12 protein-coding genes are annotated in these 10552 nt (G+C 59.3%); 8 read left to right on the top strand and 4 right to left on the bottom strand.

What is annotated here, in order from left to right:
- Positions 1-31: 31 nt before the first annotated feature.
- The 3 genes from ABMC88_RS01415 to ABMC88_RS01405 all read right to left on the bottom strand — a co-directional run bounded on the left by ABMC88_RS01415 (position 32) and on the right by ABMC88_RS01405 (position 2443).
- Positions 32-904, bottom strand: a complete 873-nt coding sequence (locus tag ABMC88_RS01415) for a TIGR01459 family HAD-type hydrolase (RefSeq protein ID WP_349575045.1) — start codon at positions 902-904, stop codon at positions 32-34.
- 122 nt (positions 905-1026) lie between these two features.
- Positions 1027-1947 (bottom strand): manganese-dependent inorganic pyrophosphatase, encoded by a 921-nt coding sequence (locus ABMC88_RS01410; protein ID WP_349575044.1) that lies wholly within the window; start codon positions 1945-1947, stop codon positions 1027-1029.
- 142 nt (positions 1948-2089) lie between these two features.
- The gene (locus ABMC88_RS01405; RefSeq protein ID WP_349575043.1) at positions 2090-2443 is read right to left on the bottom strand and encodes an MmcQ/YjbR family DNA-binding protein; all 354 of its coding nucleotides are present in this window, start codon (positions 2441-2443) and stop codon (positions 2090-2092) included.
- Positions 2444-2497: 54 nt separating this feature from the next.
- Here ABMC88_RS01405 and ABMC88_RS01400 point away from each other — a divergent pair, with 54 nt between their 5' ends.
- The 6 genes from ABMC88_RS01400 to ABMC88_RS01375 all read left to right on the top strand — a co-directional run bounded on the left by ABMC88_RS01400 (position 2498) and on the right by ABMC88_RS01375 (position 8069).
- Positions 2498-3175, top strand: coding sequence for a DUF2161 domain-containing phosphodiesterase (locus ABMC88_RS01400; RefSeq protein ID WP_349575042.1), 678 nt, complete (start codon positions 2498-2500; stop codon positions 3173-3175).
- Between the two features lie 186 nt (positions 3176-3361).
- Positions 3362-3649 (top strand): co-chaperone GroES, encoded by a 288-nt coding sequence (locus tag ABMC88_RS01395; RefSeq protein ID WP_349575041.1) that lies wholly within the window; start codon positions 3362-3364, stop codon positions 3647-3649.
- Between the two features lie 75 nt (positions 3650-3724).
- A complete protein-coding gene (gene groL / locus ABMC88_RS01390) occupies positions 3725-5371 on the top strand; it encodes a chaperonin GroEL (RefSeq protein ID WP_349575040.1) in 1647 nt (548 codons plus the stop codon).
- Positions 5372-5622: 251 nt separating this feature from the next.
- Positions 5623-6369, top strand: a complete 747-nt coding sequence (locus tag ABMC88_RS01385; RefSeq protein ID WP_349575039.1) for a sensor histidine kinase — start codon at positions 5623-5625, stop codon at positions 6367-6369.
- A 154-nt stretch (positions 6370-6523) separates the two neighbouring features.
- A complete protein-coding gene (locus ABMC88_RS01380) occupies positions 6524-7183 on the top strand; it encodes a response regulator (protein WP_349575038.1) in 660 nt (219 codons plus the stop codon).
- A 55-nt stretch (positions 7184-7238) separates the two neighbouring features.
- The gene (locus ABMC88_RS01375; protein ID WP_349575037.1) at positions 7239-8069 is read left to right on the top strand and encodes a DMT family transporter; all 831 of its coding nucleotides are present in this window, start codon (positions 7239-7241) and stop codon (positions 8067-8069) included.
- On the opposite strand, the gene ABMC88_RS01370 is transcribed toward ABMC88_RS01375, so the two are convergent.
- Positions 8059-8517: an NUDIX domain-containing protein gene (locus tag ABMC88_RS01370; protein ID WP_349575036.1), complete on the bottom strand. Its 459-nt coding sequence runs from the start codon at positions 8515-8517 to the stop codon at positions 8059-8061. The two genes, ABMC88_RS01375 and ABMC88_RS01370, sit on opposite strands and share 11 nt — an antisense overlap.
- A gap of 84 nt (positions 8518-8601) precedes the next feature.
- On the opposite strand from ABMC88_RS01370, the gene ABMC88_RS01365 reads away from it, so the two are divergent.
- Complete coding sequence (locus tag ABMC88_RS01365; RefSeq protein WP_349575035.1) at positions 8602-9375, top strand: alpha/beta fold hydrolase; 774 nt, start codon at positions 8602-8604, stop codon at positions 9373-9375.
- A complete protein-coding gene (locus tag ABMC88_RS01360; RefSeq protein WP_349575034.1) occupies positions 9362-10504 on the top strand; it encodes an alpha-D-ribose 1-methylphosphonate 5-triphosphate diphosphatase in 1143 nt (380 codons plus the stop codon). The genes ABMC88_RS01365 and ABMC88_RS01360 overlap by 14 nt, the downstream gene beginning before the upstream one ends.
- The last annotated feature ends 48 nt before the right edge of the window (positions 10505-10552 follow it).

Below are 10552 nucleotides of genomic sequence, written 5' to 3'. Positions count from 1 at the left end.
CGCACGCGCAGAAAAGCAAGGGGAAATTGTACTACCGAAGGTGGCCGATGGTGTAGGTCGGATCGGATTTTTCGGTTTCCAGATAGGCGGTTAGCGCGTCTTCGTCGGGCTGTGTAACGGTTTTTGTTTCCGCAGCGGCCAGCCCGCCCGAGATGAACAGCGAATCAATGCCCTCGTCGATGCCGCCTTTCACGTCCGTGAGGATGCCGTCGCCGATGGCGAGAATCTTGTCATCTGCGATTGAGTTGCCCAGCTTGTGCAGGCGGCGGCGGGCCAGATCATAGATCGGCGCGTGGGGTTTGCCGAAGTACAGGCTCTCTCCGCCCATTTCGGTGTACATCTTGGCCACGGCACCCGCGCACCATTCGCGGATGTCGCCACGGTCCACGACGATGTCGGGGTTGGCGCACAGCAATTTGAGGCCGCGAGCCAGTGATTTTTCCAGATCGGGGCGCCATGTCTCGGGGTCCGCACCAGCATCGAAGGGGCCGGTGCAGACGATGCCTGTGGCGTCCTCCAGCGGGACGCGGGTGATCTCGATCGGGTTTTCCAGAATATCGAGCGGGTCGAAAAAGCGGCTGTCGGTGACGGGGCCGTAGTGCCAGACCGCTTGGCCCACCACGCCGCGATACATGGCCGAGCGCGCAGAATCGCCCGAGGTGGCAATGGCGTCATAGGCATCTTCAGGGACTTTGAAGTGGATCAGCTGTTTGCTCACCCCTGCGCGGGGGCGCGGCGAGTTGGTGACAAGGATCACTTTGCCGCCTGTTTTGCGGTACTCTTGCAAGGCGGCAACAGCGCTGGGGATGGCGGTGACGCCGTTATGCACGCAGCCCCACAGGTCCACGAACAGCGCGTCGTAGCCTGCGGAGACTTCGGAAAGGGCGGTGATGATGCGGGTCATGGGGGGCGCTCCTGCGTGGGGTGTGTTGCACCGCAGATAACGGACCCTAGGGCAGGATGCAAAGGCATGAAAAAGGCCCCCTTGCGCGCAAGAGGGCCTGATCGTGTTTTATCGGGTCTGGTTTAGACCTTGAGGTTCGGGATGATTTGCTTTTTGCGGCTCATCACGCCGGGCAGGACGACGGTGTCGCCTGTGACTTCGGCCCCGAATGATTTCTCGGCGACGGTTTTGCTCAGCTCGTTGGGGATCAGCATGGTGGCTTCCTCATTGAGGATGTCGACCACGAAGAGCAGAACCTGATCCGCGCCGTCTTCCTCGGCAACGCCGGGCATGGCGGCCATCAGCGCGTCTTTGCGGTCCAGCACGGCGGCGGGGGAGGTGGTCTCGAGCACGGAGACGCGGAACTGCTTGCCGTCGACGGCGTATTCCTTGCTGTCCATGCGCAAAAGCTCGGCTTCGGAGAAGGAGGAGACGTCGGATTTCGCGGCGAACATTTGCGCTGCGTAGTCGGCAATGTCGACGCCAAGGCTTTCGGCCAGCGACCATGCGATGGCTTTGTCTTCTTGCGTGGTCGTGGGGGAGCGGAATTCCAGTGTGTCGGACAGGATGCAAGTGAGCATCGCGCCTTTGACGTCATTTGGCATCTGCGCCATGTCTTTACCAATCATTTTCCACATGATGGTGGCGGTGCAGGCCAAAGGTTCGATCCGGATCGGGATGGGGCCAGCCGTTTCCAGACCGCCAACCAGTTTGTGGTGGTCGATGATGGCGGTGATGTTGGCGTCGTTAATGTTGTCGGGCAATTCGGCAGGGTTGTTGGTGTCGACGATGACAACGTCCTGGCCTGCTTCGATGCCGCTGATAATTTCGGGCTTTTCGAGGTTCCAGTGGTCGAGCATGAACAGCGCTTCGGTGTTGGGTTCACCCAGCAGGGCGGGCTTGGCGGGGGTGCCCATGATCTCGGACAGATACCATGCCCAGACGATGGGGCTGCCTGTGCTGTCGGTGTCGGGGGATTTGTGGCCAAAAACGAGGGTGGTCATAGGGGGGCGCTCCTGCGGGGATTAACGTAGTTTGCGGCCTTATAACAGGATCGGGCGTGGTGTCACGGGGGGGGCCAAATCCTCTGAGAGGATTTGTGCACAAACTTTCGAGGAAAGTTTGGCGCAGCGTCTGGTAGCTGCGTCAGAGGCCCAGTTCTGCGCGCAGCTTTTTCGTGAGTTTGGCGACCACCATATCATAAGAGGCGCGGATATGCTCGCGCAGGCTGTCGTCCGACAGGCCCGGTTCTTCGTACTGCTGTATCCATTTCAAACCCCGCGACGCCATATAGGGTGCGGGCCGCAGACCCGGGCTATCGCTGAGGATTTCAAACGCCATGTGAGAGGCTTTGAACGTCACGGTTGCATCCGTTTGCCCCAACCCCACTACAGCAAACAGTTTACCGCCCACCTTATATACATCCGCATCACCCCATTGCACCACATGCGTGGCGTTGGGCAGGGAAGCACAAAAGGCGCAAAGCTCGTCTCGGGTCATGGGATCAGTTTAGGGGGTCGCGTGTCATTTGGGAATGGTGATAGTTTACGCAGCATGAGCCCGCGTGAGACTGATCTTTATCCCCCCGTCAAATCCTTTCTGGAGGATCAGGGGTACGTGGTGAAAGCCGAAGTGGGCGCGGCAGATGTTGTCGCCATCCGCGGCGCAGAGCCGCCTGTGGTGGTCGAGCTGAAGCTGGGGTTCTCACTTGCGCTCTTTCACCAATGCGTCGAGCGGCTGAAGGTGAGTGACGAGGTCTATATGGCCGTGGCGCATAAAACGGGCAAGCCGTTTTATAAAGCGGTGAAAGCCAATACCGCGCTTGCCCGTAGGCTGGGCCTTGGGTTGATGACGGTGCGGCTGGAGGATGGGTTGGTCACGGTGCATTGCGATCCCGGCCCCTATGCGCCACGCAAGAATGCCAAACGCAAGGCCACACTGCTGCGTGAGTTTGCGCGACGTCAGGGCGACCCCAATGACGGCGGGCAAACGCGGGCAGGCTTGGTCACGGCCTACAGGCAGGACGCGGTCAAAATCGCCGTCTACTTGTTTGAGGTCGGGGCCTGCAAAGGTGCCCATGTCGCCCGTGAGACGGGCGTAGACAAAGCGACCGCCATGATGCGCGCAAACCATTACGGTTGGTTCGAGAAGGTTGAGAAGGGCGTTTACGGCCTCACGCCCGCTGGTGCCGAGGCTGTGCAGGTTGCGGGCCGCGTGCTGGGCGCGGACTGATCTGCGGCGAGTATTTCCGAATTACAGTTACGGAAAATTTTTAGGGCAAGGGTTGTTGACTCGTCTCGGCGACCTGCCTACCTATCGGTCGTTGTCACTCCCCGAGGGTGAGTGCTAACGACTGGTCGCTTCGAACCGAACGGCCGGTAACAGAGATTAAACTTTGAGCAACAAGGAGCTACAAAGATGGCATTGACACCGCTTCACGACCGCGTGCTGGTTAAGCGCACAGAGAGCGAAGAGAAAACATCTGGCGGGCTGATCATTCCAGACAGCGCAAAAGAAAAGCCTTCCGAAGGCGAAGTTGTATCTGTTGGCGAAGGCGCCCGCAAAGACAGCGGCGAGCTGATCGCACCAGCGGTTAAAGCAGGCGACAAGGTTCTGTTCGGCAAATGGTCCGGCACAGAAGTAACTGTCGACGGCGAAGAAATGCTGATGATGAAAGAAAGCGATATCATGGGGATCCTGTCCTGATCACAGGGCAGGCGGGCCATATAGCCCCCTCACGACACGCTATCCCATCAAACTAATTTTAGGAGATTTTCGAAAATGGCTGCAAAAGACGTCAAATTCGGTACCGACGCGCGTAACTCAATGCTCAAGGGTGTGAACATCCTCGCAGACGCGGTCAAAGTAACACTGGGCCCCAAAGGCCGGAACGTTGTTCTGGACAAATCCTTTGGCGCGCCACGCATCACAAAAGACGGTGTATCTGTCGCCAAAGAGATCGAACTGGAAGACAAGTTCGAAAACATGGGCGCCCAGATGGTCAAGGAAGTTGCTTCCCGCACCAATGACGAAGCAGGCGACGGCACAACAACCGCGACTGTTCTGGCCCAAGCCATCGTGCGCGAAGGCATGAAATCGGTTGCCGCCGGCATGAACCCGATGGACCTCAAGCGCGGCATCGACATGGCGACTTCCGCCGTTGTTGAAGCCATCAAAAAAGCGGCGCGCCCTGTCTCCGACAGCGACGAAGTTGCACAGGTCGGCACGATCTCTGCCAACGGCGAAGCCGAAATCGGCCGTCAGATCGCAGACGCGATGCAGAAAGTCGGCAACGAAGGCGTGATCACTGTTGAAGAGAACAAAGGTCTGGAAACAGAAACCGATGTTGTTGAAGGCATGCAATTCGACCGCGGCTACCTGTCACCCTACTTTGTCACCAACCCTGACAAAATGACGGTTGAGCTGGAAGACGCGATCATCCTGCTGCACGAGAAGAAACTCTCTTCCCTCCAGCCAATGGTGCCGCTCTTGGAGCAAGTGATCCAGTCGCAAAAGCCCCTGCTGATCATCGCAGAAGATGTTGAAGGCGAAGCGCTTGCAACTCTCGTGGTCAACAAACTGCGCGGCGGTCTGAAAATCGCAGCCGTCAAAGCACCCGGTTTCGGTGATCGCCGCAAAGCGATGCTGCAAGACCTCGCGATCCTGACCGGTGGTCAGCTGATCTCCGAAGATCTGGGCATGAAGCTGGAATCCGTGACAATGGACATGCTGGGGACTGCCAAGAAAGTGCAGATCACCAAGGATGAAACCACCATCGTTGACGGTGCAGGCGAGAAAGCCGAGATCGAAGCGCGTGTCACACAGATCCGCAACCAGATCGAAGAAACCTCCTCTGACTATGACAAAGAGAAGCTGCAAGAGCGCGTTGCCAAACTGGCAGGCGGTGTTGCTGTGATCCGCGTCGGCGGCATGACCGAAGTTGAAGTGAAAGAGCGTAAAGACCGCGTCGATGACGCCTTGAACGCGACACGCGCAGCTGTGCAAGAAGGTATCGTCGTCGGTGGCGGTGTTGCTTTGGTACAGGGTGCAAAAGCGCTCGAAGGTCTGTCGGGTGCAAACAACGACCAGAACGTCGGTATCACAATCGTCCGCAAGGCGCTCGAAGCGCCGCTGCGCCAGATTGCCGAGAACTCCGGCGTGGACGGTTCCGTTGTTGCGGGCAAAATCCGCGAGAGCGACGACCTGACATTCGGCTTTAACGCACAAACCGAAGAATATGGCGACATGTTCAAGTTCGGCGTTATCGATCCGGCCAAAGTCTGCCGTACAGCCCTGCAAGACGCCGCGTCCATCGCGGGTCTGCTGATCACCACCGAAGCGATGGTTGGCGATAAGCCAAGCAAAGACGGCGGCGGCGGCATGGGCGGCGGCATGCCCGACATGGGCGGCATGGGCGGCATGATGTAAGACTGTTTTGCCTTAGGCAAAACGGTCGAACCCGACAGTGTCTTTTTCGCAGAAAAAGATCACGAGAAGGAATGCGACTTACATCTTCGACCCTGTCGTACTCCGACAGCGCAAAGGGCTCCCGTTCGGGGGCCCTTTGTTGCGTTGGGGGGGGCGCATCTGGAAAATACGCGGAAGATTCACGATAGCGTTAACGGGGCCGAAAGGCTTGCATCGCTATGTTTTGCAGTAGTTGATCAAAAAGGTGACTTATGACCCATAACGCTGCCCTTGCTTCTGCCGCCTCACAGGATGCGCCGCAAAGCGACATGCAGGATATCGATGACTTCATCTATTTGATGAGCCATGATGTCCGCGCTTCTGTGCGTGCGCTGTTGGAGCTGCCGCAGTGGATCGCAGAGGATCTTAAGGATGCTGGCGTTGAGGTGAGCGGACCTGTCGCGGATTCAATCGAAATGATGAACCGCCACACCGCGCGGCTTGACCGTATGCTGGTCGATCTATTGGCGTATTCGCGTGTCGGACGAATGCAGGAAGTGGTCAACATTGATGTGAACGCCTGTCTTGACGAGGTGCTTGCCGGACTTCGACTGCCCGACACGATGCATCTCGTCCGCGAGATCGGGTGCACGCAGGTCGTGATGGGTGTGCAAGACGCCTTGATGCTGTGGAGCGCGCTGATCGGGAATGCAATCAAACACCATGACACGAAATCAGGCACCATTGCAGTCCGCACACAGACCGAAGGTGCGATGGTCCGGTTTACCGTTTGCGATGATGGCCCCGGTATTCCGGAGCAATTCTATGCAAAGGCGCTGGGCGCGATGACGACCCTGCGCCCCCGTGACGAGGTTGAGGGAACGGGCATGGGCCTTGCCAATGTGCGTAGGATCGCGTCGCATTATGGCGGCTACATCAACTTGTCCGATACTCAGGGCGCGCAAAGCGGGCTGCGCGTTGATCTGGTCATTCCCCATGGAAACAGTGCGCTGGTTTGACCAGTGCCTGCAACTCTGCCCGACGCCCCTAATTTTAGCATAGTTCACGTCGAATACTGATCATTTGCGAGCACCTCTTGGGGCGTGCGTTCATATTTTCCTAGCTCTCCGTCACGTAACCTATGGGTGGTGAGTAAGAAGGGGAGAGTATGATATGTCATTGCCAGCCACAGTAATGGAATCCGAGGGCGGGCCCCGCCCTGAAAGAATAAAAGCGCTTTTGTTGGACGACAGCACGTTCGACCGCGCCCGCATTCGCAGGCTAAGTGACAAAACCCGCTTGATGGTCGACGTGACCGAGGTCTGCGATATGACGCAGATGAAAGAAGCCGTTGCCCGCGAAGGTTTTGATCTGATTCTGATTGATTATCGCCTGCCACAGGGCGACGGGTTGGAGGTGCTGGACTTTATCCAGCAAAGTGCGCTGAACCGTGACGCCGCCACGATCATGATCACCGGCAATGGCGATATGGAAACGGCTGTGACCGCCATGCGCAATGGCTGTCACGATTTCCTGACAAAGGAAGCGATGACTGCCGAGCAACTTCGTTTTGCCATGGTCGGCGCGATGGAGGCCGCCGCCAATCGGCGCGCTCTGGCCGCCCAAAGCCGCCAACAGCGAGAAGTGATACGAGCGGGTCTGAAAGACGCGCTGATGGACCGCGAGGTGCAGGGCGCTGTGGTTGCGCTCTTCCGTAACGAGGTCTCAAAGATGGCACAGCGTGGCCCCGTCGCCTATGCGGCCCAAGACCACAGTGATCTGGATGCGATCCTTGCGACACTCGGGGACGATGACGAGTTTATTTTTCGCTAGGGGCAAGGGGTGTTAATGCTTGGCCATCGGGGCGGGGCAGGATAGGCCCTAGGTCATGCGATTGATCCTGTTGACTACATTGACCATGTGCGCCTTTGCCGCCAATTCGGTTTTGACCCGCGCTGCGGTGGATGGGGGTCATATGACCCCGATGGACTTTGCCGTTTTGCGCGTGGCTGCGGGGGCCGCTATGTTGTGGGCTATCGCGCTTTGGCGCGGTGTATCGTTGGATTTGTTCAGCCGCGCACGGTTGCCGGGCGCAATCAGTCTGCTGGCCTATATGATTGGCTTTTCGCTGGCGTATTTGACGCTGGATGCAGGGCTGGGCGCGCTTATTCTCTTTGGTGTCACGCAGATCACGATGTTTGCCTATGGTGCGCTGACGGGCCAGCCGCCAACGGGTCGGCAATTGTCGGGGGCGGGCGTGGCCTTTGCGGGTCTTGTGCTGGTGCTTTGGCCCGGCGCGGACAGTGCGACAGACCCGCTTGGCGCGGCGTTGATGGTGTTGGCGGGCGTTGGATGGGGTGTCTATTCCATCGCGGGGCGCGCTGCGGCTGATCCGCTGGCGGCTACTGGTGCCAGCTTTGTTTTATGTCTTCCGGTTCTGGCGCTCACGCTGGTGGCGGGGGGGATCGACGGGGACGCGCTGGGCGTCATGCTCGCTGTGGTTTGTGGTGCTGTGACATCGGGACTGGGCTATGCGTTGTGGTACAATGTCTTACGCCAAATGTCGGGGGCCGTGGCCGCAGTGGTGCAGCTGAGCGTCCCAGTCCTTGCCATCATTGCAGGCGCTGTTTTATTGGGCGAAGCAGTGACACAGGTGGTTGTCCTTGCGGCGACCTTGGTAGTGGGCGGCATTGGCTGGGCTGTGACCGCTAAACGATAAGCGGCTCCAGCGGGTCATACATCGGCGCATCTGCGTCGCCCCATGCAACGGCGGCCAGACTGTCGGGTTTCACCCGCAACTGCGCCATCTGCGCCCGCGTCACCCATCGGCGGTCGGTCACAACCGCGTCTACATCCTGCCAGTCGTGATCCAACGCGGAAGCCGAGCGTAGGGTGCAGCGAAAATACACATCTACCTGATGGAAGCTGCCGTTCGGGTCGTGAAACTCGTTCACGAGGCAGGGCGCGCCTACGGTAATCTCCAGCCCCGTTTCCTCGAACACTTCGCGGATCAGGTTGTCGGGCAAGGCGCTGCCGCGTTCGACCCCGCCGCCGGGCGCGCACATCAGATCGCTTTTGCCGTCGGGCCATGCATTGACCAGCAGCAGGCGGTCCTTGTCCATGATGATCGCCCGCACAGCAAGGCGGGGGGGCTGGGTCGGGGTCATGGGCGGCCTTTTCCAACTGTGGTGCGCCGAGGGGGGATTACAACCGCGCAGATTGACACTACATAGCCAGCTATGAAGTTACCGATGATCATATGCGCCTTGTGTCTGGCGGCAAGTGCGGCAAATGCGGCGGGCACGCGCTGTGTTGTGCTGCTGCATGGCCTTGCGCGAACCGAGACGTCTTTTGCTTTGATGGAGGCCGCGTTGCAGGCGGATGGCTGGCGCGTTGTGCGCCCTGGCTACCCCTCGACCGAGGCCCCGATTGCCGAGTTGACACGCCAGACCCTGCCCGATGCCGTTGCTGCCTGCGGCACGGAGAAAGTTGATTTTGTCACCCATTCCATGGGCGGTATTCTGGTGCGCCAATGGGTCAGCGAGGTCGGGCCACAGCGGATCGGCCGTGTGGTGATGTTGGGACCGCCCAATCAGGGCAGCGAGGTCGTCGATACGCTGCGCGATGTGGTCGCATTTGACTGGATCAACGGCCCCGCGGGGTTGCAGATGGGAACGGGCGCTGACTCGCTGCCGCGCCGTCTGCCGCCCGTGAATTTTGAGTTGGGCGTGATCGCGGGTGCGCAATCGCTCAACCCCTATTTTTCCAGCCTGCTGCCGGGGGATGACGATGGCAAAGTCTCGGTTGCGTCCACGCGTGTTGCGGGAATGAAGACGCATCTGGTTTTGCCTGTGACCCATACTTTTATGATGAATAACCCGCGTGTGATCACCCAGACGGTGACGTTTTTGCAAACGGGGCGGTTTGATCCGGACCTGACGCTGCTGGACGCTGTGCTGGACCAGCTGGGCTGCCCCGAAGGCGGCTGTTTACCAGGGATCGAGGCACCAGATGCTCAACCTTGATTTGATCGGCGCAGAGGTGCTTGGGCCGGACGGGCTGCACCGTGACGGGTTGTCGTTTGCGCAGGGCGTGATCGTAGATGCGCCTGTTGGCCGCGCAGTGGATCTGAGCGGATATCTGGTCCTGCCCGGCATTGTCGATGTGCATGGCGACGGGTTCGAGCGGCACTTGGCCCCGCGCCGTGGTGCGATGAAGCAGATGTCCGAAGGGCTGATCGCCGTTGAGGCAGAGCTGGCGGCCAATGGAATCACCACGGCCACGCTGGCGCAGTTCATCAGCTGGGAAGGGGGCGTGCGCGGCTATGAATTTGCCGAGCAGGTGTTCACCCATCTGCGCGATATTGGCCCGACAATGGTGACCGACCTGCGCGGGCAACTGCGGTTCGAAACGCACCAGCTGGATTTCTACGATGAGCTTCCTGCCAAAATGGCAGAATGGGGTCTGCGGTATATCGTCTTCAACGACCACCTTCCCCATGACCGTTTGCGCGAAGGGCGACAGCCCCGCAGGTTGGTGTCGCAGGCGCTGAAGGCGCGGCGCAGCCCCGAGACGCATCTGGCCTTGATGCAGGCGCTGGAGGCGGCAAGTGACGAGGTGCCGCAGGCGTTGGATTGGCTTTGTGCGCAACTGGCCGCGCAAGGGATCGCGATGGGCAGCCATGATGATACGACTGCATCACAACGCGCAGAATGGGCAGCACGCGGCGTAAGCGTGGCAGAGTTTCCCGAAACGCTAGAGGCGGCAGAAGCCGCCGCAAATGCAGGCAACGCGGTGGTGATGGGGGCACCTAATGTGGTGCGGGGCGGCTCGCATAACCTCAACCTGTCGGCAATTGATCTGATTGCGATGGGCTATTGCGATGCGCTGGCCTCTGACTACCACTACCCTAGTGCGCGGCGGGCGGCCTTGATGTTGTGGCAAAACGGGATGCGGGATTTGAACGGTGCATGGGACATGGTCTCGGCGGGGCCTGCGCGGGTGCTGGGGTTGCAGGACCGCGGGGTGCTCAGTGCTGGAATGCGGGCGGATATGGTCGTGCTGGACCGAGAGACTTTGCGCGTCTGCGCCACCTTGGTTCAGGGACGCCTGAGCCACCTGAGCGGCGATATCGCAGCACGGTTTATGGGCTGAACGCCCGCCACGGGCGCAAATTTTTTAAGGAAAAAATTTGGCCAGAAT

The sequence above is a fragment of the Sulfitobacter aquimarinus genome (genome assembly GCF_040149565.1).
Lineage (GTDB): Bacteria > Pseudomonadota > Alphaproteobacteria > Rhodobacterales > Rhodobacteraceae > Sulfitobacter > Sulfitobacter aquimarinus.
Note: the sequence above shows the minus strand (reverse complement) of the source record. Positions and strands in the feature narration are given on the sequence as shown.

Coding starts and splice junctions, on each gene's coding strand:
- ABMC88_RS01410 (WP_349575044.1), bottom strand. CDS start 1,947: ATGACCACCCTCGTTTTTGGCCACAAATCCCCCGACACCGACAGCACA.
- ABMC88_RS01380 (WP_349575038.1), top strand. CDS start 6,524: ATGTCATTGCCAGCCACAGTAATGGAATCCGAGGGCGGGCCCCGCCCT.
- ABMC88_RS01385 (WP_349575039.1), top strand. CDS start 5,623: ATGACCCATAACGCTGCCCTTGCTTCTGCCGCCTCACAGGATGCGCCG.
- groL (WP_349575040.1), top strand. CDS start 3,725: ATGGCTGCAAAAGACGTCAAATTCGGTACCGACGCGCGTAACTCAATG.
- ABMC88_RS01415 (WP_349575045.1), bottom strand. CDS start 904: ATGACCCGCATCATCACCGCCCTTTCCGAAGTCTCCGCAGGCTACGAC.
- ABMC88_RS01375 (WP_349575037.1), top strand. CDS start 7,239: ATGCGATTGATCCTGTTGACTACATTGACCATGTGCGCCTTTGCCGCC.
- ABMC88_RS01365 (WP_349575035.1), top strand. CDS start 8,602: ATGATCATATGCGCCTTGTGTCTGGCGGCAAGTGCGGCAAATGCGGCG.
- ABMC88_RS01360 (WP_349575034.1), top strand. CDS start 9,362: ATGCTCAACCTTGATTTGATCGGCGCAGAGGTGCTTGGGCCGGACGGG.
- ABMC88_RS01400 (WP_349575042.1), top strand. CDS start 2,498: ATGAGCCCGCGTGAGACTGATCTTTATCCCCCCGTCAAATCCTTTCTG.
- ABMC88_RS01395 (WP_349575041.1), top strand. CDS start 3,362: ATGGCATTGACACCGCTTCACGACCGCGTGCTGGTTAAGCGCACAGAG.
- ABMC88_RS01370 (WP_349575036.1), bottom strand. CDS start 8,517: ATGACCCCGACCCAGCCCCCCCGCCTTGCTGTGCGGGCGATCATCATG.
- ABMC88_RS01405 (WP_349575043.1), bottom strand. CDS start 2,443: ATGACCCGAGACGAGCTTTGCGCCTTTTGTGCTTCCCTGCCCAACGCC.